The sequence below is a fragment of the Streptomyces sp. NPDC056738 genome (assembly GCF_042790435.1).
Classification (GTDB): Bacteria; Actinomycetota; Actinomycetes; order Streptomycetales; family Streptomycetaceae; genus Streptomyces.
The window spans coordinates 175,998-200,859 of sequence record NZ_JBHTZF010000008.1; the positions used below are offsets into that span (position 1 = coordinate 175,998).

Annotated in this window: 25 protein-coding genes; 12 read left to right on the top strand and 13 right to left on the bottom strand. The window is 72.4% G+C overall.

What is annotated here, in order from left to right:
* Nucleotides 1-149: 149 nt before the first annotated feature.
* The gene (locus ACFRIC_RS22320) at nucleotides 150-788 is read right to left on the bottom strand and encodes a winged helix-turn-helix transcriptional regulator (protein WP_382788329.1); all 639 of its coding nucleotides are present in this window, start codon (nucleotides 786-788) and stop codon (nucleotides 150-152) included.
* Nucleotides 789-872: 84 nt separating this feature from the next.
* Here ACFRIC_RS22320 and ACFRIC_RS22325 point away from each other — a divergent pair, with 84 nt between their 5' ends.
* The 4 genes from ACFRIC_RS22325 to ACFRIC_RS22340 all read left to right on the top strand — a co-directional run bounded on the left by ACFRIC_RS22325 (nucleotide 873) and on the right by ACFRIC_RS22340 (nucleotide 4,051).
* The gene (locus tag ACFRIC_RS22325; protein WP_382788331.1) at nucleotides 873-2,090 is read left to right on the top strand and encodes a pyridoxal phosphate-dependent aminotransferase; all 1,218 of its coding nucleotides are present in this window, start codon (nucleotides 873-875) and stop codon (nucleotides 2,088-2,090) included.
* Nucleotides 2,091-2,192: 102 nt separating this feature from the next.
* The gene (locus ACFRIC_RS22330) at nucleotides 2,193-2,852 is read left to right on the top strand and encodes a histidine phosphatase family protein (protein WP_382788333.1); all 660 of its coding nucleotides are present in this window, start codon (nucleotides 2,193-2,195) and stop codon (nucleotides 2,850-2,852) included.
* Nucleotides 2,853-2,906: 54 nt separating this feature from the next.
* Nucleotides 2,907-3,545 carry a hypothetical protein gene (locus ACFRIC_RS22335; RefSeq protein ID WP_382788335.1) on the top strand — a complete coding sequence of 213 codons (639 nt, stop codon included), beginning with the start codon at nucleotides 2,907-2,909 and terminating at the stop codon, nucleotides 3,543-3,545.
* Between the two features lie 83 nt (nucleotides 3,546-3,628).
* Complete coding sequence (locus ACFRIC_RS22340; protein WP_382788337.1) at nucleotides 3,629-4,051, top strand: acyl-CoA thioesterase; 423 nt, start codon at nucleotides 3,629-3,631, stop codon at nucleotides 4,049-4,051.
* A 71-nt stretch (nucleotides 4,052-4,122) separates the two neighbouring features.
* Here the strand turns inward: ACFRIC_RS22340 and ACFRIC_RS22345 are convergent, their stop codons facing one another.
* The gene (locus ACFRIC_RS22345; protein WP_382788339.1) at nucleotides 4,123-4,524 is read right to left on the bottom strand and encodes a winged helix-turn-helix transcriptional regulator; all 402 of its coding nucleotides are present in this window, start codon (nucleotides 4,522-4,524) and stop codon (nucleotides 4,123-4,125) included.
* A gap of 212 nt (nucleotides 4,525-4,736) precedes the next feature.
* On the opposite strand from ACFRIC_RS22345, the gene ACFRIC_RS22350 reads away from it, so the two are divergent.
* The gene (locus tag ACFRIC_RS22350; RefSeq protein WP_382788756.1) at nucleotides 4,737-6,176 is read left to right on the top strand and encodes an MFS transporter; all 1,440 of its coding nucleotides are present in this window, start codon (nucleotides 4,737-4,739) and stop codon (nucleotides 6,174-6,176) included.
* Between the two features lie 37 nt (nucleotides 6,177-6,213).
* Nucleotides 6,214-7,029 carry a chitosanase gene (locus tag ACFRIC_RS22355; protein ID WP_382788341.1) on the top strand — a complete coding sequence of 272 codons (816 nt, stop codon included), beginning with the start codon at nucleotides 6,214-6,216 and terminating at the stop codon, nucleotides 7,027-7,029.
* Between the two features lie 89 nt (nucleotides 7,030-7,118).
* On the opposite strand, the gene ACFRIC_RS22360 is transcribed toward ACFRIC_RS22355, so the two are convergent.
* The 7 genes from ACFRIC_RS22360 to ACFRIC_RS22390 form a co-directional block, all read right to left on the bottom strand.
* A complete protein-coding gene (locus ACFRIC_RS22360; protein WP_382788759.1) occupies nucleotides 7,119-8,468 on the bottom strand; it encodes a nucleobase:cation symporter-2 family protein in 1,350 nt (449 codons plus the stop codon).
* Between the two features lie 313 nt (nucleotides 8,469-8,781).
* Nucleotides 8,782-10,158: an 8-oxoguanine deaminase gene (locus ACFRIC_RS22365; protein WP_382788343.1), complete on the bottom strand. Its 1,377-nt coding sequence runs from the start codon at nucleotides 10,156-10,158 to the stop codon at nucleotides 8,782-8,784.
* Between the two features lie 77 nt (nucleotides 10,159-10,235).
* Entirely contained in the window at nucleotides 10,236-11,183 is a 948-nt protein-coding gene (pucL, locus tag ACFRIC_RS22370; RefSeq protein ID WP_382788345.1) for a factor-independent urate hydroxylase, read from the bottom strand.
* Nucleotides 11,184-11,188: 5 nt separating this feature from the next.
* A complete protein-coding gene (gene uraH, locus ACFRIC_RS22375; RefSeq protein ID WP_382788348.1) occupies nucleotides 11,189-11,596 on the bottom strand; it encodes a hydroxyisourate hydrolase in 408 nt (135 codons plus the stop codon).
* Nucleotides 11,593-12,174: a 2-oxo-4-hydroxy-4-carboxy-5-ureidoimidazoline decarboxylase gene (uraD, locus tag ACFRIC_RS22380; protein WP_382788350.1), complete on the bottom strand. Its 582-nt coding sequence runs from the start codon at nucleotides 12,172-12,174 to the stop codon at nucleotides 11,593-11,595. Before uraD ends, uraH begins: the two co-directional genes overlap by 4 nt.
* A 183-nt stretch (nucleotides 12,175-12,357) precedes the next feature.
* The gene (locus ACFRIC_RS22385) at nucleotides 12,358-12,726 is read right to left on the bottom strand and encodes a helix-turn-helix domain-containing protein (protein ID WP_382788352.1); all 369 of its coding nucleotides are present in this window, start codon (nucleotides 12,724-12,726) and stop codon (nucleotides 12,358-12,360) included.
* On the bottom strand, nucleotides 12,723-12,983 hold the full coding sequence (locus ACFRIC_RS22390) for a hypothetical protein (RefSeq protein WP_326784753.1): 261 nt from the start codon (nucleotides 12,981-12,983) through the stop codon (nucleotides 12,723-12,725). The genes ACFRIC_RS22385 and ACFRIC_RS22390 overlap by 4 nt, the downstream gene beginning before the upstream one ends.
* 169 nt (nucleotides 12,984-13,152) lie before the next feature.
* On the opposite strand from ACFRIC_RS22390, the gene ACFRIC_RS22395 reads away from it, so the two are divergent.
* The 4 genes from ACFRIC_RS22395 (at nucleotide 13,153) to ACFRIC_RS22410 (ending at nucleotide 16,513) form a co-directional block, all read left to right on the top strand.
* The gene (locus ACFRIC_RS22395) at nucleotides 13,153-13,992 is read left to right on the top strand and encodes a TIM barrel protein (RefSeq protein ID WP_382788355.1); all 840 of its coding nucleotides are present in this window, start codon (nucleotides 13,153-13,155) and stop codon (nucleotides 13,990-13,992) included.
* Between the two features lie 94 nt (nucleotides 13,993-14,086).
* Complete coding sequence (locus ACFRIC_RS22400) at nucleotides 14,087-14,980, top strand: 2-hydroxy-3-oxopropionate reductase (protein ID WP_382788357.1); 894 nt, start codon at nucleotides 14,087-14,089, stop codon at nucleotides 14,978-14,980.
* A gap of 459 nt (nucleotides 14,981-15,439) precedes the next feature.
* A complete protein-coding gene (locus ACFRIC_RS22405) occupies nucleotides 15,440-15,685 on the top strand; it encodes a hypothetical protein (protein ID WP_382788359.1) in 246 nt (81 codons plus the stop codon).
* A gap of 240 nt (nucleotides 15,686-15,925) precedes the next feature.
* Nucleotides 15,926-16,513: a TIGR04222 domain-containing membrane protein gene (locus ACFRIC_RS22410; protein WP_382788360.1), complete on the top strand. Its 588-nt coding sequence runs from the start codon at nucleotides 15,926-15,928 to the stop codon at nucleotides 16,511-16,513.
* On the opposite strand, the gene ACFRIC_RS22415 is transcribed toward ACFRIC_RS22410, so the two are convergent.
* Together ACFRIC_RS22415 and gcl are read right to left on the bottom strand one after the other, a co-directional pair.
* Nucleotides 16,482-17,390 (bottom strand): alpha/beta fold hydrolase, encoded by a 909-nt coding sequence (locus tag ACFRIC_RS22415; RefSeq protein ID WP_382788362.1) that lies wholly within the window; start codon nucleotides 17,388-17,390, stop codon nucleotides 16,482-16,484. The two genes, ACFRIC_RS22410 and ACFRIC_RS22415, sit on opposite strands and share 32 nt — an antisense overlap.
* A 98-nt stretch (nucleotides 17,391-17,488) precedes the next feature.
* Nucleotides 17,489-19,273: a glyoxylate carboligase gene (gcl, locus tag ACFRIC_RS22420; RefSeq protein WP_382788364.1), complete on the bottom strand. Its 1,785-nt coding sequence runs from the start codon at nucleotides 19,271-19,273 to the stop codon at nucleotides 17,489-17,491.
* Between the two features lie 214 nt (nucleotides 19,274-19,487).
* Between gcl and ACFRIC_RS22425 the strand changes: the two genes are divergently transcribed.
* Complete coding sequence (locus ACFRIC_RS22425; RefSeq protein ID WP_382788366.1) at nucleotides 19,488-20,456, top strand: hypothetical protein; 969 nt, start codon at nucleotides 19,488-19,490, stop codon at nucleotides 20,454-20,456.
* Between the two features lie 156 nt (nucleotides 20,457-20,612).
* On the opposite strand, the gene ACFRIC_RS22430 is transcribed toward ACFRIC_RS22425, so the two are convergent.
* Nucleotides 20,613-22,220: an AMP-binding protein gene (locus ACFRIC_RS22430; RefSeq protein ID WP_382788368.1), complete on the bottom strand. Its 1,608-nt coding sequence runs from the start codon at nucleotides 22,218-22,220 to the stop codon at nucleotides 20,613-20,615.
* Nucleotides 22,217-23,896 carry an AMP-binding protein gene (locus ACFRIC_RS22435; protein WP_382788370.1) on the bottom strand — a complete coding sequence of 560 codons (1,680 nt, stop codon included), beginning with the start codon at nucleotides 23,894-23,896 and terminating at the stop codon, nucleotides 22,217-22,219. The genes ACFRIC_RS22430 and ACFRIC_RS22435 overlap by 4 nt, the downstream gene beginning before the upstream one ends.
* 101 nt (nucleotides 23,897-23,997) lie before the next feature.
* On the opposite strand from ACFRIC_RS22435, the gene ACFRIC_RS22440 reads away from it, so the two are divergent.
* A complete protein-coding gene (locus tag ACFRIC_RS22440; protein ID WP_382788372.1) occupies nucleotides 23,998-24,849 on the top strand; it encodes a response regulator transcription factor in 852 nt (283 codons plus the stop codon).
* The last annotated feature ends 13 nt before the right edge of the window (nucleotides 24,850-24,862 follow it).

Below are 24,862 nucleotides of genomic sequence, written 5' to 3' on the forward strand. Positions count from 1 at the left end.
TACCGGGGCCCGCGCCGCTCTCCGTCAGGGAGCCGCGCGGGCCTCTCGCTTCCGGCGCACGGGATCACTTCCGGGACACGGGAGAGGGCGCGCGGGATCGCTTCCGGGGTACGGGAGAGCGCGGGATCACTTCCGGGACACGGGACGCGTCACGCCTCGCGCAGGGCCTTGGCGAGGGGGCCGTCGCCCGTCACCGCGACGCTCCGCTCGCGCAGCGCGTCGAGCAGCGTCAGGGTCCCGCGGTTCATGGCCTCGCAGGCCCGCGCGTCCGGGGCGAGGCGGGCGTCCGGCTCGCGCGGGGCGGGTCCGTCGCCGTAGAGCGGACCTTCCCCGGCGCCGAGCCACACATGGAACAGGCCTTCGTCCAGGCGGACTTCGACGAGCCCCTGGCCCGCCCCGGCGGCGTCGAGACCGCGCAGCAGCGGCAGCGCGAACCAGTGGGCCCGTACGGCGTCGGTGGGCCGCCGCTCGCCCAGCGCGGGGCCGCCCCACTCCCCCAAGGCCTGCAGGACGGGCAGCAACTCGCGGCCACGATCGGTGAGTTCGTACACGTAGGCCGCGCCCGGAGGTGGCAGGCGGCGCCTCGTGGTCAGTCCGTCGCGCTCCATGTCCTTGAGCCGGGAGGCGAGGACGTCGGTGCTGACTCCCGGCAGATCGGCGTGCAGATCGGTGTACCGGCGCGGGCCGCCGAGCAGTTCGCGGACGATCAGGAGGGTCCACCGGTCCCCGACGGCGTCGAGGGCGCGGGCGGCGGAACAGTACTGGTCGTAGCTTCGGCGCGGTGACATGCGACGCAGTCTAGCTATCTTGTTGGACTTTCCAAGCTCCTACTTGGTAAAACCAAGCAACACCACAACCGGAGGGCGCAGCGCATGGAGTTCCGGCAGTCGAGCAAGCTCAGCGAGGTCTGTTACGAGATCCGCGGCCCGGTGATCGAGCACGCCGACGCACTGGAGGCGGCGGGCCACAGTGTGCTGCGCCTGAACACCGGCAACCCCGCCCTCTTCGGTTTCGAGGCGCCGGAGGAGATCCTCCAGGACATGATCCGGATGCTGCCCCGGGCGCACGGCTACACCGACTCGCGCGGCATCCTGTCCGCCCGCCGCGCCGTCGCCCAGCGCTACCAGGACCGGGGCCTGGACGTCGGCGTGGACGACGTCTTCCTCGGCAACGGCGTCTCGGAACTGATCTCCATGGCCGTGCAGGCCCTGATCGAGGACGGCGACGAAGTCCTCATCCCCGCCCCGGACTACCCGCTGTGGACGGCCGTCACCACCCTCGCCGGCGGCAAGGCGGTCCACTACCTCTGCGACGAACAGGCCGACTGGTACCCGGACCTGGACGACATGGCGGCGAAGATCACCGACCGGACCCGCGCGGTCGTCATCATCAACCCCAACAACCCCACGGGCGCGGTCTATCCGAAGGAGATCGTCGAGGGCATCCTCGATCTCGCCCGCCGGCACGGCCTGATGGTCCTGGCCGACGAGGTCTACGACCAGATCCTGTACGACGACGCCGTGCACCAGTCGGCCGCGGCCCTCGCCCCCGACCTGGTGGTCCTCACCTTCTGCGGCCTCTCGAAGACCTACCGCGTCGCCGGTTTCCGTTCCGGCTGGCTGGTCGTCACGGGCCCCAAGCAGCACGCGCGCAGCTATCTGGAGGGGCTGACGATGCTGGCCTCCATGCGGCTGTGCGCCAACGCCCCGGCGCAGTACGCCATCCAGGCCGCGCTCGGCGGCCGCCAGTCGATCCACGAGCTGACCGCGCCGGGCGGCCGGCTCCGCGAGCAGCGCGACCTCGCCTGGGAGAAGCTCAACGAGATCCCCGGCATCTCGTGCGTCAAGCCCAAGGGCGCGCTGTACGCGTTCCCGCGCATCGACCCCGCCGTGTATCCGATCCACGACGACGAGAAGTTCGTCCTCGACCTGCTGCTGCGCGAGAAGATCCAGGTCGTGCAGGGCACCGGCTTCAACTGGTCGCGGCCCGACCACTTCCGCATCCTGACCCTCCCGCACGCCGACGTCCTGGACGCGGCGATCAGCCGGATCGGGCGGTTCCTGAGCGGCTACCGGCAGGAGAAGGGCTGAGGAACCGGGTGGGCCGACCGGAGGATCCGGGGCTGCGGCCGCGCCCGCCCGGTGGCACCGTACGAGGGACGGCAGCGGACACGGGGACGAAAGGGCGCGGCGATGGGTGACCTGCTCCTCGTACGGCACGGCGAGACCGAGTGGTCGATGTCCGGGCGGCACACGGGCTCGACCGACGTCCCGCTGACCGACAACGGCCGTGAACAGGCCCGGCGGCTCCGTCCGCTGATCGCCCGGCATCACATCGCGGCGGCGTTCGTCAGCCCGATGCGCCGGGCGCGGGAGACGGCCGAGCTGGCCGGGATCGGCCACGCCCACGTCGACGCGGACCTGAGCGAGTGGGACTACGGCGGGTACGAGGGGGTCACGACGGTCGAGATCCACCGGGAGCGGCCGGACTGGTTCCTGTTCACCGACGGGGTCGCCCCCGGACCGCCCGAGCATCCGGGGGAGAGCCCGGACGAGGTCGGCGTGCGCGCCGAACGGGCTCTGGCCAGGATCGACGCGGCGCTCGCCGAGTCGGAGGGCAGCGTGGTCGTCGTCTCGCACGGCCACTTCCTGCGGGTGCTGACGGCGCGCCGGCTGGGTCTGAGCGCCCAGTCGGGCGCCCTCTTCCAGCTCGGCACCGGGACCATGAGCCGGCTCAGCACGGAGCACCGCCGGCATGTGGTGGCCGGCTGGAATGTCAGACCCGACGCGTACTGTTCCCATGACTCCTTCTCCTCGGCCTCCCGGGCGGGAGAGGGAGCGGAGGAACACTGAGCCACGGCCGGGCCGGAGCGCCGTGGCACCACCGGGTGGTGGAGGGAGCGCGCCGTGACACGACCGCCGACCGCCGCGCAGCGGCGCATCGTCGAGGCGGCCGACCCCGTGACCGGGCGGCTGAAGGGCACGGAGGCGCAGCTGGCCGCCCTGGTGAGGCGCGGGCTCGCCTTCCGTCATCCGCGTCCCCCGCGCGACCACTTCCTGACACCGGCCGGGCACCGGCTGCGCGAGGCACCCGAGGACGGCCCCGGGCCGGCGCCGGCCCCCGTGGGGCCCGCTCCGGCGGCGTCCGGGGTGTTCGCGGCACGGACCGGCGGCGAGGAGGGGGCCGAGGAGGGTCCCGCGCGGCTGAGAGAGGTGCGCGGGGCCTGGCAGGGGCTCCTGGAGCTGCGCCGGATGACCCGTCCGGACGGCGCGACGGACCTTCCGTGCGCCTGGGAACGCACGCATCTGGTGCAGGCCGCAGCCCTCGCACTGGAGGCGGCGGGGCACCGGCCCGCCGGGGCGGCGGGCGGCGGCTACCGCATACGGGCGACACCGCAGCCGGAGGCCGTCGCCGTGCACGAGCCGGACCCCGAAGCGCTGCGGGCGTGCGCGGCGACCCTGGAGGGGGCGGGCTGGCAGGTGGGCGAGCACACGGAACCGCGTACGGGCGCCCGGTACGTCCTGGCCTCGCCCCGGCGCGCGTGAGGGGCGTGCCCCGAGGACGTCGAGGCCTCGAGGTCGGCGTCGGTCGAACAGCAACAGCAGTCGCAGTCGTCGGAGGGAAAGTCGTGGCAGAGCCGTTCTTCGTCCCCGTGACCGTTCGCGGATACGAGACCGATGTACAGGGGCATCTCAACCAGAGCGTCTATCTGCAGTACGCCGAGCACGCCCGCTGGTCGGTGCTCCAGGCGGCCGGGATCGGCCAGACGGAGTTGCTGGCCCGCGGTGTGGGCCCGGTGGCGCTGGAGACGACCATCCGCTACCGGCGCGAGCTGCGGGCCGGCGACGAGGTCGAGGTGACGTGCGCCTTCCTCTGGGGTGAGGGCAAGACGTTCCGCATCGAGCAGATCATCCGGAAGACCGACGGCACGGTGGCCGCCGAGATCACGGCGGTCGGCGGGCTGATGGACCTCACCGAGCGCCGCCTGGTGCCGGGAGCCCGGGACGCCTTCAAGGCACTGGCCACGGACCCGGGCCCGCTGGGCCTCTGACCCGGGAAGTCGCCCGGCGCGCCGTCCCACCGAACCGCCGGGCGGCCGACCGTGCGGGCCCACCGCACGGTCTACGCGTCGACCAACTCCGGCCGGTGCTCGGCGTCGTAGGCCGCGCGGGACTCGGCGATCGTGACGCGGTGCCGCTCGGCCCAGTCGGTCAGGGAGAGCAGCGTCGCGTGCAACTCACGCGCGACCGGGGTGAGTTCGTACTCGACCTTCGGCGGGACCGTCGGGTGCACGGTCCGGGTGACGAGGCCGTCGCGCTCCAGATGGCGCAGGGTCAGCGTCAGCATGCGCCGGCTGATCCCCTCGACACTGCGCTCCAGTTCGGTGAAGCGGATCGGTCCGTGGGCCGCGGCCACGATGATCAGCACGCTCCATTTCCCGGCGACCCTGTCAAGAACCTCGCGGACCGGGCACGCCTGCGCGAGCACTGCCTGCGCGGTAACACCGGTGTTCCCCTGGGACATCGAAGTGCCTCCTTATGCCGGTCTCCCATGGTCACTCACGATGTCCCCCGTTACAAGTCGTGCACCAAGGGAGAACGTCCGTGGAACCGGAGCGGTCCACGGAGAACACGGAGGTCACCGTCATGCCGTCCCGGACCGAAGCGGCGAGGCCGTCGACACCACGAGCGTACTCACGGTGGGCCTCCCTCGTCGTGCTGTGCGCGGGCACCCTGATGACCGTCCTGGACGGGAACATCGTCACCGTCGCCATGCCCGCCGTCCAGAGCGACCTCGGTTTCTCCGCCCCCGGACTCGCCTGGGTCGTGAACGCCTACCTGATCCCGTTCGGCGGGCTGCTGCTGCTCGCCGGCAGGCTCGGCGATCTGCTGGGCCGCAAGCGGATGTTCACGGCGGGGCTCGCCGTCTTCACCCTCGCGTCGGTGCTGTGCGGGGTCGCCGACGGCCGAGGCGTGCTGGTCGCGGCCCGTGCCCTCCAGGGCGTCGGCGGGGCGATGACCTCGGCCGTGGTCCTCGGCATGCTGGTGGCGCTCTTCCCCGAGCCGCGTGAACAGGGCCGCGCCATCGCGGTGTTCAGCGCGGTCGGTGCCGCGGGCGGGGCTCTCGGCACGTTCCTCGGCGGCGCGCTGACGCAGGCCCTGAACTGGCACTGGATCTTCCTGATCAACCTGCCGATCGGCGTGGTGGCCCTGGTGGCCGCCCTGCGCGTGCTCGCCCCGGACCGGGGAGCCGGGCTCGGCGGCGGCGCGGACTATCCGGGTGCCGCCCTGGTCACCGGCGCCCTGATGCTGACGGTGTACGCGATCGTCAGCACCGGGGAGCGGAGCCTCGGCGGGACGCTCGCGCTCGGCGCGCTCGCCCTCGCGCTCTTCGCCGGCTTCACCCTGCGTCAGGCCCGGGCGGCCCGGCCCCTGCTGCGGCTGCGGCTGTTCCGCTCACGGACGCTGACGAGCGCGAACGGCGTACAGATCCTGATGATCGCCGGGATGTACGGCTTCCAGTACCTCGGCGCGCTCTACCTCCAACGCGTGCTCGGCTACAGCGAGTTGCTCACCGGTACGGCGTTCCTGCCCGCCCCCGTCGTCATCGGCGCGCTGATGCTGACCCTGTCGGCGCCGGCGATCGCCCGCTTCGGCCCGTACCGCGTCCTGCTCGCCGGACTCGCCCTCATCACGGCGGGGCTGGCCCTGCTCGGCCGGGCCCCGGCCGAGGGCGGGTACGTCGCCGACGTGCTGCCCCCGCTGCTCCTGCTCTCCGTGGGGTTCGCGGCCGCGATGCCCGCGGTGACGGGGCTCGCCATGGCGGACGCCGGCGCGGAGGACGCCGGTCTTGCCTCCGGGCTCTTCAACACCACGCAGGTGGTGGGCGGTTCACTGGGGCTGGCGGTCCTGACCACCCTGGCGGCGAGCCGGACCGCACGGCTGACCGGCGCGGGCGGGCAGGTCGTCGCGGCGACGGCGGACGGCTACCGGCTGGCGTTCACGGTGGCCGCGGCCGTCGCCGCCACCGCCCTGGCCCTGGCCGCCGCGCTGTTGCGGCCCCGCCGCGACCCCTCGACGCACCCGCTCACCCCCTCCACGGACCCCCGGAACGTCAACTCGCCTTCTCTCAAAGGGTGTACGCCGTCCTCCAACTCTGGTAGGAAACTTTCCTAACAGTACGCGGCAACACCGCTCCCCCATCGGAGGTACCGTGCACACCCCCCACATAGCCCCCTCGCGTCGCACCCTGCTCACCCTGATCGGAGCCTCGTTGGTGGCAGGACCGCTGATCGCCACCCAGAGCGCGACCGCGGCGGCGGTCGGACTGGACGACCCGGCGAAGAAGGAGATCGCCATGAAGCTGGTCTCCAGCGCGGAGAACTCCTCGCTGGACTGGAAGGCCCAGTACAAGTACATCGAGGACATCGGCGACGGACGCGGCTACACCGCCGGGATCATCGGCTTCTGTTCGGGCACCCACGACATGCTCGAACTCGTCGAGCTGTACACGCGGCGCAAGCCCGGCAACGTTCTCGCCAAGTACCTGCCCGCGCTGCGCGAGGTCGACGGCGGCGACTCCCACGAGGGCCTGGACCCCGGCTTCCCCGCCGACTGGCGCCGGGCCGCCCAGGACACCGCGTTCCAGCAGGCCCAGAACGACGAACGGGACCGCGTCTACTTCAACCCCGCCGTCCAGCAGGGCAAGTCCGACGGCATCGGCGCCCTCGGCCAGTTCACGTACTACGACGCCGTCGTGATGCACGGCAACGGCGACGACAGCACCAGCTTCGGCAGCATCCGGCGGCGCGCGCTCGCCAAGGCCAAGCCGCCGGCCCAGGGCGGCGACGAGGTGACGTATCTGAACGCCTTCCTCGACGCCCGGGTGTGGGCCATGAAGCAGGAGGAGGCCCACTCGGACACCAGCCGCGTCGACACCGCGCAGCGGGTCTTCGTACGCAACCGGAACCTGAACCTGAACACGCCGCTGGACTGGAAGGTCTACGGCGACAGCTACCACATCGGCTGACGCCGGCGGACAGGACGCGGGGCGCGGCACGATCCACGTGCCGCGCCCCGCGTGTCACGGGCCGCGTTTCAGGGCCCGGGGCCGGTCCGTCAGCGGGCCGGTGCCGCCGCGAGGTCCTCGCCCGCCTCCATCGGGTGGGTCACCTCGCCCGCGTCCGCCCGTCCCCTGCCGAGGTGGTTGAAGACGAGGTTGAGGACGACCGCCGTGAGACAGCCCGTGGAGATGCCGGAGTCGAGGACGATCCGCGCGGTCTCGGGGAACGCGTGGTAGAACCCGGGCGCGGTGATCGGGATGATGCCGACCGCCAGCGACACGGCCACGATCAGCACGTTGTTGTCCTTCTCCAGGCCCGCCCTGACCAGCGTCTGGATCCCGCTGGCCGCGACCGACCCGAACAGGACGACGCCCGCCCCGCCGAGCACCGGGCGCGGCACGACGGCGATCAGCGACGCGGCCATCGGGCACAGTCCCATCAGCACCAGGAATCCGCCGCCCGCGGCGACGACGTACCGGCTGCGGATCCTCGTCATCGCGACGAGGCCGATGTTCTGGGCGAAGGCGCTGCACATGAAGCCGTTGAAGAGGGGGCTGAGGGCCGAGCCGAGGGTGTCGGCGCGCAGTCCGGCCGCGATGGTCCTCTCGTCGGCCGGGCGCTCCACGATCTCGCCCAGCGCCAGCATGTCCGCCGTCGATTCGGTCATCGAGACGACCATGACCACGCACAGCGAGAGGACGGCGGCGAGGTGGAACTGCGGAGCGCCGAAGTGGAACGGTGCCGGGAAGCCGGCCACGTCGGCGGCGGCCACCGGCCCGAAGTCCGTGACACCGAAGGGGATCGCCACGAGCGTGCCGACGACCAGGCCGAGCAGGACCGCGATCTGCTTGACGAAGCCGCGGGTGAAGCGGCGCAGCACGAGGACGATGACGAGGGTCGCCGCCGCGAGTCCGAGGAAGGTGCGGGAGCCGTAGTCGTCCGCCGTGGGGTCCGGGCCCTGCGCCCAGCCGAAGGCGACCGGCAGCAGCGAGACGCCGATGAGGGTGATGACGCTGCCGGTGACGACGGGCGGGAAGAAGCGGACGGCCTTGCTGAAGTAGGGAGCCGCGAGGAATCCGAGGACGCCGGCGACCATGACCGCGCCGAAGATGACGGGCAGGGCGTCGCTCTTGTCCTCGACGGAGGCGGCGACCGCGGTCATGGGGGCGACACCGGCGAAGGTGACGCCGTTGACGAAGGGCAGCCGGGCTCCGATCCTCCAGACGCCGAGGGTCTGCAGGAAGGTCGCGAGGCCCGCGGTGAACAGGCAGGCGCCGGTGAGGAAGGTGAGTTCGCCGGCGGACAGACCCACCGCGGCGCCGACGATCAGGGGCGGGGCGACGACTCCCGCGTACATGGCGGCCACGTGCTGCAGTCCGCCGGCCGCCGTCTTGAGGAACGGCAGTCTCTCGTCGACCGGATGGACCGGTCGGCCGGTCGATCCGGTGGGTCGTGCATCGGTGCTGGGCTCGGGCTGGGCGGCCACGGGCGGCTCCTCCGGTCGGGTACACGCCGTCGTCGACGTGGGTGTCAGGGAGGTGATGCGCGGTCGTGCGGGACCGGGACGGCAGGGGACGCGCGGACATCGCGTCCGCACGGCGGAGACCGCTCCGGGGCGCGCACGTGCATGCGCGCCCCGGAGGCGGCCGCCGTGGACCCCGCTCGGGTCCACGGCCACCGGCCGAGGGCCGTCCCCCTCGGCCGGAGTTCTGCGGTGGTCAGTCCTGTCCGGCGATGCGCGCGAGGCGCCGCGCCTCGTCCCGTGTCGAACGGGCGACGGCGTCCTCGTCCATGTGCAGCAGGTGACCGTCCTCGACGACCGGACGGCCGTTCACGAGGGAGAGGGTGACCGGCGCGGCGGCGCCGAAGACGAGCGCCGTCACCGGGTCGGCGATCGAGGCGTGCGCCAGGGTGTCCAGTCGCCACAGCACGAGGTCGGCGAGCTTGCCCGCCTCGAGGGAGCCGATCTGGCTTGCCCGGCCGAGGACCTGGGCTCCTCCGTAGGTGCCGAGGCGCAGTGCCTGACGGGCGTTCAGGGCCGCCTCGCGGTGGGCGCCGAGCCGGTTGACGAGCAGGGCGTTGCGCAGTTCGGTGTGGAGTTCGCCGGACTCGTTGGACGCGGTGCCGTCGACGCCGAGGCCGACCGGGACGCCGGCGGCGAGCATGTCGGGGACCCGGGCGATGCCCGCGGCCAGCCGGGCGTTGGAGGAGGGGCAGTGGGCCACACCCGTCCTCGTCCGGGCGAAGGCGGCGATGTCGGAGTCGTTCATGTGGACGCAGTGCGCCATCCACACGTCCTCGCCGAGCCAGCCGGTCGACTCGAAGTAGTCGGTCGGGCCCATGCCGAACAGTTCCTTGCAGAACTGCTCCTCCTCCACGGTCTCCGAACCGTGGGTGTGCAGCCGTACCCCTTTGCGGCGGGCCAACTCGGCGCCCTGCTTCATGAGTTCGGTGGACACGGAGAAGGGCGAACAGGGCGCGACGGCGATCTGGGTCATGCTGTCGAAGGAGGGGTCGTGGTGCTCGTCGACGGTCGCCTCGGTGGCGGCGAGCGCCCCTTCGAGGGTCTCGACGGCGAAGTCCGGGGGCAGTCCGCCGTCCTTGCGGCTGCGGTCCATGGAGCCGCGGGCCAGGGTGAAGCGGACTCCGGTCTCGTGGGCGGCCCGGATGATCGCGCCGGACAGGTCCCCCGAGCCCTTCGGGAAGACGTAGTGGTGGTCCATGGCGGTGGTGACGCCGCCGCGGGCCATCATGGCGAGGGAGCCCTGGGCGGCCACGTAGGCCATCCGCTCGTCGATGCGCGCCCAGGTCGGGTAGAGCGCGACGAGCCAGTCGAAGAGGTTGTGGTCCGTGGCGAGGCCGCGGGTGATCCACTGGTAGAAGTGGTGGTGGGTGTTGACCAGGCCGGGGGTGGCCAGGTGCCCGGTGCCGTCGACGCGGCGGACCACGTTCTCGAGCTCCTCCGGGGCCTTGCCGGCACCCACCGACTCGATCCTGTTGTCGGCGACGACGATGTGCCCCGAGGCGTACTCGGTGTCGCCCGCGTCCACGGTCGCGATGGCGCAGTTCTCGATGACGATGCGCTGGACTGGCACTGCGGTTCCTCGTTCTTCCGGGTCGGCGGACGGACCCGGTGGCCGCGGGGGTGACGACCGGGTCCGTCGTGGCGGTTCTAGAGGTTGGTGAGGTCGACCGGGATGCGCGGGTCGCAGCCGTCGCGCAGGACGGTGGCTTCGATGAGCCCGTACGGGCGGTCGGCCGCGAAGTAGACCTCGTTGTCGTTCTCGAGGCCGAACGGCGCGAGGTCGACCAGGAAGTGGTGCTTGTTCGGCAGCGAGAAGCGGACCTCGTCGATCTCGTCGCGGTGGTCGATGATCCGCGCGCCCATCGCGTACAGGGTCTGCTGGAGCGAGAGGGAGTAGGTGTCCGCGAAGGCCTGGAGCATGTGCTTCCTGACCTCGTCGTAGGACTTGTCCCAGTCGGGCATCCGCTGTTCGTCGCCGGTCCAGTTGAAGCGCCAGCGGCTGGAGACCTGGGTGGCCAGGATGCGGTCGTGGGCCTCGGGCAGCGTCGTGTACCGGTCCTTGACGAAGCCCCAGAACTCGGAGTCCGTCGAGTTCATCACGACGAGGTCCTTCAGGCCCGAGACGACCTCCCACGCGTCACCGTCGTAGGTGATCTGGGTGACGCGCGTCTCCTGGCCCTTGCGGACGAAGGAGTGCCGCGGCTCGTCCGCGCCGGCGGGCCGGGAGGCGGTGTCCGGGGCCTCGATGCGCTCCCAGGCGTACTCCTCGATGCGGATGCGCGCCCGGTGGATCGGCTCCTGGCTCATCACGAAGTGCCGGGCGAGGTGGATGCCGAACCGCTCGGCGGACTCGATGCCGTGCTCCTTGGCGAAGGCGTACACCGTGTTCTTGGTGGTGTCGGTCGGCAGGACGTTGGCGTTGGAGCCGGAGAGGTGGACCTCGTCCATGTCGCCGCTCAGCGCGACGGACACGTTCAGGTCCTTGATGTGGTGCGTGGCGCCGTCGCGGGTGATCCGCACGACGCGGTTCTCGGCCTTGCCGTACTGGTTCTGCCCCAGGAGCACCGGGCGGCCCTGGCGGGAAGGTTCGGTCATGTCTGCTAGCTCCCTCGGTAAACGGAGTAGCCGAACGGGTTGAGCAGCAGCGGTACGTGGTAGTGCTCGCCCGGCCTGACGGCGAAGGTGATCGTCACCTCGGGGAAGAACGTCTCGCTGTCCCGATTCGCGGGGGCGTCCTGCTGCGCATCGGCTCGCTGTGTCGTTGTCGCCGGATCCTGCTCGAAGTACCGCTCGACCTCGAAGTCGAGCCGTACGTGGGTCGTGTCCTCCGGCAGCGCCGGAAGGTCCTTGCACCGGCCGTCCGCGTCGGTCGCGGATCCGCCGAGCGCCCGCCAGTCGCCCTCGCGCCCCGCGCGGGCCGCGAGCCGGACCGCGACGCCGCGGGCGGGGCGGCCCACGCTGGTGTCCAGGATGTGGGTGGACACGGAGGCCGTGGTGTCGGTGCTCATGCCTCTTCTTCCTGTACGGGGTCCGTCACGGGTTCTTCCTGTACGGGCTCCGTCACGAGCTCGTCCCGTACCGGCTCCGTCACGAGACGGCCGAGCCGGATGCGGTTGATCTTGCCCAGTTCGGCGCGGACGATCTCACGCTCCCGTCCGGCCGGGTTGCCGATCCGCTCCTTGACCGCGTCGCGCATCTGCTCCCCGGTCCGGCCGGTGGCGCAGACGAGGAAGACATGGCCGAACTTCTCCTGGTAGGCCAGGTTCAGTTCGAGCATCTCCTCCTTCAGTTCCGCGGAGGCGCCGGCCATCCCGCGCTGTTCGCGCGAGGAGGTCGGGTCCCCGGGCTTCGGCCGTCCGATGGGCGGGTGCCCCTCCATCGCCTCGGTCAGGTCGGCGGTGGTGAGACCCGCGGTGGCGGCGTCGCTCTCGGCGTACAGGTCCTCGGCGGTGGCGTAGGGACGGGCGGCGAGCAGCCGTTCGGCCCACGCCCGGGAGGCGCACACCTCGTGGAGGACGGCGAAGGCCGCGGACTCCTCGAGGGTGTTGAGGCGGGCGAGGCCGCCGGATGCCGTGCTCGACTCCATGGGAAGCCTCCGTGGCCGTGTGCTGGACGGGCTGCGCACAGCTAACGCCCTCGGCGAACCGACGTCAACACTTTGTTGAAAACTTCGGGTTACGGGAGGTTACGAGAACCGCCGCCCGGTTGCGCAGGCGGCGGCGGGGTGGCGGCCGGTGGGATCGGCCGCCCAGAGGCGTGTTCGCGCCGGTCAGGCGCCCTTCTCGCGGTTCAGGTAGTTGTAGACGGTGAACCGGCTCACGCCGAGCGCGCTCGCCACGGTCTCCACTCCGTGCCGCACGGAGAAGGCCCCGCGGGCTTCCAGTATGCGCACGATCTCCTGCTTGGCCTTGCGGTCGAGCTCCGCGAGCGGCATCCCCCGCTTGCGTTCCAGGGCGGCGAGGATGTGGTCGAGCGAGTCGGCGAGCTGCGGCAGGCGCACCGCGACGACGTCCGCGCCCTCCCAGGACAGGACGACGTCGTCGACGCCGGCCTGCTCGGGCGGCAGCATCTCGCCCCCCATGGCGTCGACCAGCGGTTTGACCGCCGCGACGAAGGGGTCGTCCGCGATGCCGGTCACTTATCGCCCTCCCCCGCCGCCCCGACGACGTTGACCTGGAGCGAGACCCGGGTGGCGCCCGCGTCCAGGACCTGACGCAGCAGCGCCTCGACGGCGGTGAGCACGGCGTCCGCGCCGCCCTCCGCGGTGTTGCCGAACGGGCCGACGTCCACGGCGTCCAGCTCGGCCGCCTCGATGACCTCACGGGCGACCAGGGCGTGCCGGGGGGCCTCGTCGAGATCGAAGGGCTCGGTCGTGAACTCCACTCTCAATCGCACGGGCTCAACCTACTGCCCGCCGCGGCCGCCCCGGCAAGCCCCCTGCGGCCGGAGCCGGCGGCGCCCTCGGCTTTCCGCCCCGACCCCTCTTGACAACGCTCCGGAGCCGACGGCAGTCTTCCATTCAGCAGAAACAAGTTTCCGCAATACGGAAAGGAGCGCGGACCTCATGGGATTCGCGGACCAGCGCTTCAACGTCAATCTGTCGATCCTCTTCACGGAACTCCCGCTGCTGGAGCGCCCGGCGGCCGCGGCCGCCGCGGGCTTCACCGCGGTCGAGCTGTGGTGGCCCTGGGTCGACTCGCCCACCCCCGAGCGGTCCGAGCTCGACGCCCTGCGGACGGCGATCGAGGCCGCCGGGGTCCGGCTGACCGGCCTGAATCTCTACGCCGGCCGGCTCCCCGGTCCGGACCGCGGCGCCCTGTCCCTGCCGGGCGAGGAGTCCGAGCGGTTCCGGGCCAACATCGACGTGGCCGCCGACTTCGCCGGCTCGCTGGGCTGCACGGCGCTCAACGCCCTGTACGGCAACCGTCTCCCCGGTGTGGACCCGGACGAGCAGGACGCGCTGGCGCTGGAGAACCTGGCCCTGGCGGCACGGGCCGCGGACCGGATCGGCGCGATCCTCCTCGTCGAGGCCCTCAACGAACGGGAGTCACCCGACTATCCGCTGGTGAGCGCCCCGGCGGCGGTCGCCGTCGTGGACAAGGTCAACGCGGCGACCGGTCTGGGCAACACGAGGTTCCTCATGGACCTCTACCACCTGGCCATGAACGGCGAGGACCTGCCGCGAGTGATCGCCGCCCACGCCGACCGGACCGGCCATGTGCAGATCGCCGACAGCCCCGGCCGCGGCGCGCCGGGCACCGGCACGCTCCCCCTGGAGGAGCTCCTCGACCAGCTCGCCGCGGCCGGTTACGCGGGCTGGGTGGGCCTGGAGTACAAGCCGGGCGACCGGCCGAGCGCGCGGGCCTTCGACTGGCTGCCCGCCTCGGCCCGGGCCGCCCGCTGAGCGGCGCCCCGGGGCCGCGGCACGGAACGCGGCGGCACGGAACGCGGCGGCACGGATCGCACAGAAGCAGCACGGATCGCAGAGAGGCACCCTCATGAGCGACAACCTCCCCAAGGTGGCATGGATCGGTCTCGGCATCATGGGCTCACCCATGGCGGAGAACCTGATCAAGGCCGGGTACGACGTCACGGGCTACACACTGGAACGGGACAAGCTGGAGCGCCTGGCCGCCGCGGGCGGCACCGCCGCCGCCTCGATCGCCGAGGCCGTGCGGGACGCCGACGTGGTGATCACGATGGTCCCCGCATCCCCGCAGGTCGAGGCCATCGCGTACGGTCCCGACGGCATCCTGGAGAACGTGCGGCCGGGCACGCTGCTGATCGACATGTCCTCGATCACCCCGCAGACCTCGGTGGACCTCGCCCGGGCCGGCGCCGAGAAGGGGGTCCGTGTCCTGGACGCCCCGGTGTCCGGCGGCGAGGCCGGGGCGATCGAGGCGGTGCTGTCGATCATGGTCGGCGGTGACCCCGCGGACTTCGACCGGGCGGAGCCCCTGTTCGAGGCGCTCGGCAGGACCATCGTGCGGTGCGGTCCGCACGGCTCGGGCCAGACCGTGAAGGCGGCCAACCAACTGATCGTGGCCGTGAACATCCAGGCGTGCGCCGAGGCCGTGGTCTTCCTGGAGCGCTCCGGCGTGGACCTGGGCGCCGCGCTCGACGTCCTCGGCGGCGGTCTGGCGGGCTCCACGGTCCTGGCCCACAAGAAGGACAACTTCCTCAACCGAGACTTCAAGCCGGGCTTCCGTATCGACCTGCACCACAAGGACATGGGCATCGTCACGGACGCCGCCCGCACCGTGGGTGCCGCGCTGCCGGTGGGAGCGGTGGTCGCCCAGCTCGTCGCCAGCCTGCGCGCGCAGGGCGACGGCGGGCTGGACCACTCCGCGCTGCTGCGCGCGGTCGAACGCCTCTCCGGCGCCCGGGTCTGACCGGGCACCTCGAACTTCCGGGTCGCGGCGGCGCCGACATCTGTCCTGTCGCGCCCAGGCGCCGCCGCGACCCGGATCCGCGTTCGGAGAGCCGAGCTCCCGGACCGCGTCACGAACGGCCCGGATGAGGGGTGGCCGTCACGGACGCGGTCCGGGCGGGTGAGGACCGCGGCGGCCCGCGAGCCAGTGCGGTGGTGAAGGATCCGGTTCCCCCTTCTCGACCTGAGGGAAGGGCGACTCCGGTCCGTCGCGACCGCCGCGGTCCCATCCATACGTCGGCTTCGGCCGGACCATGACCACCCCTGGCTCCGGCCGGGCCCCCAAGACCCCGTCCGGCGGCGCGAACGTACTGTCGCGCCCAGCCTCGCGCCGTCGGACGGCACCAGACCCATGACCCGCCTGGAGGCCCGGTGCCCGGCTCCGGGTGCGGATCGCGGCCGCGGCCAGCAGCCTTGGACCATGGACGCTGACGGCAAGGAACTCCCCAGGATCGTGGTGCACACACCGGGTCTGGACGGGTCGCGCCGGGTCACCGAGGGCGACCGGGTGCTCGGCATCGCATACCACCTCGACGACGTGGTCGAGATCCTGCGCCAGGCGGACGTGGACCTCGACGTGATCGAGGTCGAGGAGAGCGACATCATCGACTGGCAGGGCGGCGGCCCCGACGACTGGCCCGGCCTCTCGGAGCACACGGAGGCCTGAGGGCCGTACGCCGTGCGCCCCGGTCCGTGCGTCGCGGCCCCGTGATCCACAGGACGGAACGGGCACCGAACGGACTCCTTCCGTACGCAAGCGGGCGTAGGACGCCTACGGAACCCTCAAATCAACCTCTGAACACCGCCCCGGGGACTTCACCTGCCGCCGGATAGGGCACATCCTCGGCACACGGGGCCCGCCGGCACGGGGGCGGCGGGTCCCGAACGGGGGCACGGGGGTAGCACCATGAGCGGGAGCGCGGCGGTCGGGCCAAGGCCTCAGACCGTCGCGCTGCTGCGTGGCGGGCCCCGCGCGGCCGTGAAGGTCGCCCTGGTCGCCCTGCATCTGCGGGGCGCGGTGACCCCGGGCCCGGCCGGCACGATACGGACCTCGAACCCCGCACCGGGCACGTCCTTCGGGTCGGCGCCCGCCCTCGAGAAGGCCGTGCGCGGCTCGCTCTACCTCCCGACGGGACTGCGGGAGTTGATGGACCGCCCGCGCGTGCGACGGGCGCTGGCGGAGCTGCGCGGCGAGGCCGCCGCGGCCGGACTGCTGCGCCGCCTGCCCCCGCGCCGGACGCGCGCCGCCCGGCGTGTCCTGCGGGAACTGCGTGCCGCGACCCCGCTTCCCGCCGGACCGGAGGGCCTGTCCCCGGCCGACGTCCTGCTCGCGGTCGCCCTGTACGGCGACACGGCGCTGACCGCGCTGGTGCCGCGTTTCACCGAGGCCGCCGGCCTCAAGGGGCGCGGCGGCCGGGGTGAGGCCGGCCTGACCCGGGGCGGCGACGTGGGGGGCGGCGGGTTCACCGGCTGCGCGGGCGGCTGGCAGGCCTGACCCGGCGCGCGGTGACCGCCCGCGGATTCTCCAGGAACGGCAGGACGTGCCGCAGGAAGAGTCCGGGGCGTTCGTTGTACGGCTCGTGGGCCGTGGGCAGCCGGACGCTCACGGTCCCCCGGGGCAGGACGCGCCGGGCCCGGCGGCCGTCGAGGAACGCGGGGACGACGGGATCGCGGCTCCCCCACAGCAGCAGGATCGGCACGCCGAGGGCGGCGGGGTCCCTGAGGCCGAAGTCCGGGTCGGCGAGGCCCCGCCAGAGCGCGCAGTGCACCGCCAGCCTCCGCTCGTCGTGTGGCAGCAGACGCACCCGGGCGTACGTCTCGCGCGCGCTCGGGGTGCCCAGCCGGCCCAGGTAGGCGCGGGCCAGCGGGACGACGAGGCGGCGGGCACGGGCGGGGCGGCCCATCACCTCGCGGCAGAACCAGCGGGTGAGCGCGGTGTGCCGGGTGAAGCCGGCCGGGTCGACCAGGACGAGCGCGGTCACCGACGCGGCACGGGGACCCTCGGCGAGCCGGCACGCGACATAGCCGCCGACGCTGTTGCCGAGCACGGCGACCTCCCGCACACCGTGCTCGTCGGCGAGCGCGTCGATCACCCGCTCCGCGACCCGCACCAGCGCCTCGGGCGTGACCAGCGCGGGTTCCGGGGCGGTCGAGTCGCCGTATCCGGGCCAGTCCACGACGAACGTGCGGTACCGGTCGGCGAGGGCCGGCAGCACGGCGTCGAAGTCCCGGCCGTCCCCCGGGTTGGCGTGCAGGAGCAGGAGAGCGGGGGCGTCGGACGGGGCCGGGGCCCCCGCCGGCCGGGCGCCGGGGAGGGGGTCGAGGCGGCGTACGGCGATGGCGCCGAGGGGGGTGGGGACGGTCATCCGCATGGGCCGAGCATGCCGGACGGGCCCGCTCCTGGGAACAACGCGCCGGGGCGGCCCACCCCTTGGGGCGGGCCGCCCCGGCGCGCGAAGGGGCGTCCGGGTCAGGCCTTCAAGGACCTGATCGCGGTGGGCGCGTGGGCCGGCTCGGTGGCGATCTCCTCGAACTCGACCACGTTTCCGATGTCGTTCGTCCTGCTCATGGCGATGTTGGTGACGCGCTCCAGGATCGCCTCGACGACGACGGGGACCTGGAACTCGGCGGCGAGCTTCTTGGCCCGCTCGAAGGCGGCGCCGAGCTCGCCCGGGTCGGTGACCCGGATCGCCTTGCAGCCGAGGCCCTCGACGACCTTGACGTGGTCGACGCCGTAGACGCCGAGTTCCGGAGAGTTGATGTTCTCGAACTCCAGGTTGACCTGGAAGTCGATGTCGAAACCGAGCTGTGCCTGCCGGATCAGACCCAAGTAGGCGTTGTTCACCAGGACATGGACGTACGGGATCCTGTGCTGGGCACCGACGGCCAGTTCCTCGATCATGAACTGGAAGTCGTAGTCGCCGGAGAGCGCGACGACCTGCGCGCCGGGGTCGGCCTTGGCGACGCCGAGCGCGGCCGGGACGGTCCAGCCCAGCGGGCCCGCCTGGCCGCAGTTGATCCAGTGGCGCGGCCGGTAGACGTGCAGCATCTGGGCGCCGGCGATCTGCGAGAGGCCGATCGTGGTGACGTAGCGGGTCTCCGGGCCGAAGGCCTTGTTCATCTCCTCGTAGACCCGCTGCGGCTTGATCGGGACGTCGTCGAAGTGCGTCCGGCGCTGGAGGGTGGCCCGCCTCTCCTGTGCCGAGGCGGCCCACGCGGAGCGGTCGGGCAGCGCGCCCGCCGCCTTCAGTTCCTTCGCCACTTCGACGAAGAGTTCCAGGGCGGCCCCGGCGTCGGAGGCGATGCCGAGGTCCGGCGCGAAGATCCGTCCGAGCTGGGTGGGTTCGATGTCGACGTGCACGAAGGTCCGGCCGGCCGTGTAGACGTCCAGGGCGCCCGTGTGGCGGTTGGCCCAGCGGTTGCCGATGCCGAGGACGAAGTCGGACTCCAGGAAGGTGGCGTTGCCGTAGCGGTGCGAGGTCTGGAGGCCCACCATGCCCGCGTTGAGCTCGTGGTCGTCGGGCAGGACGCCCCAGCCCATGAGCGTGGGGACGACCGGGACGCCCGTCAACTCGGCGAACTCGACGAGGAGTTCGGCGGCATCGGCGTTGACGACCCCGCCGCCGGCCACGATGAGCGGGCGCTCCGAGGCGTTCAGCAGTCCGATCGCCTTCTCGATCTGGGCGCGGGTCGCGGCGGGCTTGTACGCCCGCAGAGGCGCGTACGTCAAGGGGTCGAACTCGATCTCGGTGAGCTGGACGTCGATGGGCAGGTCGACCAGCACGGGCCCGGGGCGTCCGGAGCGCATGAGGTGGAAGGCCTGCTGGAGGACGCCGGGGACCTGCGCGGCCTCCAGCACGGTGACGGCCATCTTGGTCACCGGGCGCGCGATCGAGGCGATGTCGACGGCCTGGAAGTCCTCCTTGTGGATCACCGCGGTCGGGGCCTGGCCGGTGATGCACAGGATCGGGATCGAGTCGCCGCTCGCGGAGTACAGACCGGTGATCATGTCGGTGCCAGCGGGTCCCGAAGTGCCCACGCAGACGCCGATGTTGCCCGGGTGGGTGCGGGTGTAGCCCTCCGCCATGTGCGAGGCGCCCTCCACGTGCCGGGCGAGGGTGTGACTGATCCCGCCGGCCGCCTTGAGCGCCGCATAGAACGGGTTGATCGCCGCACCCGGAACGCCGAACGCGTCCGTGACGCCCTCGCGCTTGAGGATCTCGACTGCCGCGCGGGCAGCGGTCATACGAGCCATGGAGTACTCCTGCTTCGGCTGTCGGACTCGCGCTCCCGTCGCGCCCCGCGGAGAGCCTCGATTCCGCTTCTTATTCCGCATTGCGGAAACTAACTTCTACTATCTGGAAGCAATCTAAGTGTCGGGGCAGGGGGCGTCAAGGGTGGACGGCGCTCGGGAACGGGCCGGTGCGCGTCGCGGCGTTCGGCTGCCGGAAGCCGCCGGCAGGAGGACGATGGACGCGCTGTCCCGACGTGAGTTCCTGGAGTGGGCCATGGCCGAGAACGTGCCGGTGCGGTGTCCGGCCTGCCGCCGCGAGCATCTGTACGCGGCGCCGTCCTATCCCTGCGTGTGCGGATCGCCCGTGACGGCCCCGCTCGACCACCTCACGGAGGCGACCCCGGTCACCCACCGGGCGTGGGACGAGGAATGGACGACGGTCCGGTGCGGTGCCTGCGGCCGCGGGAGCCAGTGGCCGCAGCCCGAGCTGGGCTGCCCCTGCGGAACGACCCTGCGCATCCCCCTGCGAACGGACCCGGCCCGGAAGCCCGACCCGGCCACACCCCGGACCGAACACGGGGCGGCGGGTACCGGCACACACCGGGAAACCGGCGCTGCCACACCTCGGGAGACCGAGTCCGGCGCACACCGGGACGGGGAGGGTGGCGTCCGGGGCTCCGGGGACGGGGCGCGCCGGGGGCGGAACGCCGGGGACGGAGTGGCCGAGGGCGGCGGTCCCGAGGAGGGCTCGGACGGGGGCCGTCGGGCGGGGCCCGGGCACCCCGGCCACAACGGCTCCGGCCACGACGGTGGGACCGGCCGGAGGCCCATGTTCCGGCCGGTCGCCATCCGTACCGCCCGCGACGCCGTCACCGCCGCCGCGCTGTATCTGGGCTGGCTCGGCTACCGCGACATCCGGCGTGCCGACCAGCGGCCCACCTCCGGCATCGGGCTCGCCGCGCGGGGCGTCCTGGCCCAGGTGGACCCCACGGTGCGGCCGGCCTCGCTGCGGGACGTGGAGTGTCTGTGGCTGACGGCCATGACGGAGTCGGCGAACTGCGTGTTCTTCTCCCTGGCCGGCTACGACGAGGACGCCCGCGCCCGCGCCGACACCCTCGGCGTCCCCCTCTTCGTCCTGGACCTCACGGGCACCCCGCAACCGGTGAACAGCCCGGCCGCCGAACTCATCGCCGTCCCGGACTGAACACCGGACACGGACACGGGCACGGGCATCGGCATCGGCACCGGCACCGGCACCGGCACCGGCACCGGCACCGGCACCGGCACCGGCACCGAGCATCCGTCCGCGGCGGCACCGACAGCACGCCACCGGTGGCCCGCCACGGGTGGCCCGGGGGGCCTACTCGGCGTAGGTCTCCCGCAGTTCGATCTTCCGCACCTTCCCCGAGACCGTCATCGGGAAGGTCTCCAGGATGCTGAGGCGGCTGGGGATCTTGTAGTGCGCCAGCCGGCCCTCGCAGAAGGCGCGCAGCTCCTCCAGCGTGAGCGGGTCGGCGGGATCGCGCGGGATGACACAGGCGAGCACCTCCTCGCCGTAGCGCTCGTGAGGAACGCCGACCACCTGCACGTCGGCGATCTTCGGGTGGGCGTACAGGAACTCCTCGATCTCGCGCGGATAGATGTTCTCGCCGCCCCGGATGATCATGTCCTTGATGCGCCCGACGATCTCGACGTACCCGTCCTCGCGCATCACGGCGAGGTCGCCCGTGTGCATCCAGCGCCCCGCGTCGACGGCCTCGGCGGTCTTCTCCGGCTCGTTCCAGTAGCCGAGCATCACGCTGTAGCCGCGGGTGCACAGCTCTCCTGCGGTCCCACGCGGCCGGGTCACCCCGTCCACCGGGTCGACGACCTTCACCTCCAGGTGCGGCAGCACCCGGCCGACCGTGCCGGTGCGGTGCTCCAGGTCGTCGTCCCGGCGCGTCTGGAGCGAGACGGGTGAGGTCTCCGTCATGCCGTAGCAGATGGACACCTCCTCCATGTGCATCTCGGCGACCACGCGCTTCATCACCTCGACCGGGCAGGGCGAGCCCGCCATGATGCCGGTGCGCAGGGTGGACAGGTCGTACGCCGCGAAGTCGGGGAGGTTCAACTCCGCGATGAACATGGTGGGGACGCCGTACAGCGACGTGCACCGCTCCTGCTGCACGGCCCGCAGCGTCGCCGCCGGGTCGAACGACGGGGCCGGGATCACCATGCACGCACCGTGCGAGGTGGCGGCCAGATTGCCCATGACCATGCCGAAGCAGTGATAGAAGGGCACGGGGATGCAGACCCGGTCCTGCTCCGAGTAGGAGATCAACTCCCCGACGAAGTAGCCGTTGTTGAGAATGTTGTGGTGGGAGAGCGTGGCCCCCTTCGGGAACCCGGTCGTCCCTGACGTGTACTGGATGTTGATCGGGTCGTCACAGGACAACTCGGCCTCACGCGCCTGGAGTTCTCCCCGCAGGTCGGGGGTCCCCCGACGGACGAACGCGTCCCAGCCCGGGTCGCCGATGTACACGGCCTCCCTCAACCGCGGGCACCTGCCCCGGACTTCCTCGACCATCGCGCGGTAGTCGCTGCTCTTGTGGCTGAGGGAGGCGAAGAGCAGCGAGATCCCGGCCTGGTTCAGGACGTACTCGACCTCGTGGGTGCGGTAGGCCGGGTTGATGTTCACCATGATCGCGCCGATGCGGGCGGTGGCGTACTGGACGAGCACCCACTCGGGGCAGTTGACCGCCCAGATGCCCACCCGGTCGCCCTTGGCGACCCCGGACGCGAGCAGCGCGTACGCCAGCTCGTCGACGGCCGCGCCGAACCGGGCGTACGTCCAGCGCCGGCCCGAGGGCACGTCGACCAGCGCCTCCCTCTCCGGCCAGGCGGCGACCGCCCGGTCGAGGTTGGCCCCGATGGTGTCGCCGAGCAGCGCCGTGCCGCCCGTCCCGTGCGCGTACGACAGTTCACTCACCGGAAGTCCTCCTCGCGGTACTCGGCGTCCGAGCCGGCGGCCGTGGCCTCGCGCAGCTCGATCCGGCGGATCTTGCCGGAGACGGTCTTGGGCAGCTCGCCGAACTCCAGGCGGCGGATGCGCTTGTACGGTGAGAGGACCGTGCGCGCGTGCTCGAAGAGGACCTTGGCGATGTCGGGTCCCGGCTCGTACCCGGCCGCGAGGACGATGTACGCCTTCGGGACGGCCAGGCGCAGTTCGTCGGGGGCCGGGACCACGGCGGCCTCGGCGACCGCCTCGTGTTCCAGGAGCGCGCTCTCCAGCTCGAAGGGCGAGATCTTGTAGTCGGAGGCCTTGAACACGTCGTCCGCGCGGCCGATGTAGGTGATGTAGCCGTCGGCGTCGCGCGAGCCGATGTCCCCGGTGCGGTAGTAGCCGCCGGCCATCGCCTCCGCCGTACGGTCGGGGTCGCCGTGGTAGCCGGTCATCAGGCCGACGGGGTGGGCGGACAGGTCGAGCGAGATCTCGCCCTCCGAGGCGCCGGGCGCGCCCGTGACCGGGTCGAGCAGTTCGACGCGGAAGCCGGGGCTGGGACGGCCCATGGAGCCGGTCTTGAGCGGCTGGCCGGGGCTGTTGGACACCTGGACGGCGGTCTCGGTCTGCCCGAAGCCGTCCCGGATGGTGACGCCCCAGGCGCGCCTGACCTGCTCGATGACCTCGGGGTTCAGCGGCTCGCCCGCGGCGACGACCTCGCGCGGCGGGGTCCGCAGCAGGCCCAGGTCGGCCTGGATGAGCATGCGCCACACGGTGGGCGGGGCGCAGAAGGTGGTGACGCCGGCCCGGTCCATCTCGGCCATCAGCCGGCCCGCGTCGAAGCGCGTGTAGTTGTAGAGGAAGACGGTCGCCTCCGCGTTCCAGGGCGCGAAGAGGTTCGACCAGGCGTGCTTGGCCCACCCGGGTGAGGAGATGTTCAGGTGGACGTCCCCGGGTTCGAGCCCGATCCAGTACATGGTGGCCAGGTGGCCGATGGGGTACGAGACGTGGGTGTGCTCCACGAGCTTGGGCTGAGCGGTGGTGCCCGAGGTGAAGTAGAGCATCAGGGGGTCGTCCGCGTGGGTGGGGCCGTCGGGCTCGAAGACGCGGTCTGCGTCGGCCGTCTCCTCGTACGCCTGCCAGCCGGGGCGCGTGCCGCCGACGGCGATCCGGGTGTAGTCACCGGGCACCGCGTCGAACTTGGCGGTGTCCTCGGAGCGGACGACGACGTGCCGCACCCGGCCGCGTTCGATCCGGTCGGCCAGGTCGGCGGGGCCGAGCAGCGGGGTGGCCGGGATGACGACGGCCCGCAGCTTCATCGCGGCCAGCGCCGTCTCCCACAGCTCGGCCTGGTTGCCGAGCATGACGAGGACGCGGTCCTCGGCTCCCACACCCCGCTCGCGCAGCCAGTTGGCGACCCGGTCGGAGCGCTCGGACATCGCGGCGAAGGAGACCTCGACACGTCCGCCGTCCTCCTCCACGATGTGCAGGGCGGTGCGGTCGTTGTCCCGCGCGATGACGTCGAACCAGTCGAGGGCCCAGTTGAAGTGCTCCGGGCGGGGCCAGCTAAAGCCCTCGTACGCCGTGGTGTAGTCCGAACGGTGCTTCAGCAGGAAGTCCCGTGCGGCTCGGAACTCGTCCGCCCTGCCCGTTGTCGCCGTCATGTGTCCTCCTCGTTGCCGGACCGCCGCCTACCATCGTGTATTCCGTGATGCAGGTCTCACCACCCCCGAACGGGGGTGGCCCGCGATGAAGGGACGAGCAGGTGGCAGCGGACACGGCCGAGTCGGTGGAAGTACGCGCCGCGCTGGCGCGGCTGCGGCGTGCCACGGGGCTGCCGGTGGCCTTCGGCGGCCTGGTCGACTCCGGCGGGCGGCTGGTGCGCATCAGCGAGCTGAGCGGTACGGCGACGGCCGCGCTGAGCGCGCTGGCGGTCTCGTCCGGCAACGGCCTGGGCGGCAAGGCGGTGGCCCTCGCCCGGCCCTGCGCGGTGAGCGACTATCCGGCCTCACGGCAGATCAGCCACGAGTACGACCTGGCGGTGGCGACGGAGGGGCTGTGTTCCGTCCTCGCGGTTCCCGTCGTCGTACGGCGCCGGGTGCGCGGTGTGCTGTACGGCGCCCTGCGGACGGCCCAGCCGCTGGGCGACCGCACGCTGGGGGCGGCCGTCGCGGCGGCCCGGGACGTGGAACAGGCGCTGGTCGTCAGGGACGCGGCGCACGAGCTGCTGGGTGTCGTCCGCGAGCCCGGCCCGGCGCCGGGGGCGACGGGGGACGCGGCCTGGGAGGAGGTGCGGGAGGCGCACGGGGCGCTGCGGGCGCTGGCGCCGCGGATCGCCGACCCGGGGCTGCGGGCCGAACTGCTCTCCGTGTGCGGCCGGCTGGCCGACGCGGCGTCGCCGTCCGAGGGAGCGGTCCACGAGGTCGTGCTGGCCCCGCGCGAGGTGGACGTCCTCGCCTGTGTCGCGGCGGGCGCGACCAACGCGTCCGCCGCCGAGCGGCTGGGCCTGCGCCCGGAGACCGTGAAGGCGTATCTGCGTTCGGCGATGCGCCGGCTCGGCGCGCACACCCGTCTGGAGGCCGTCGTGGCCGCGCGCCGGGCGGGGGTGCTGCCCTAGCGGACCGCCCCGT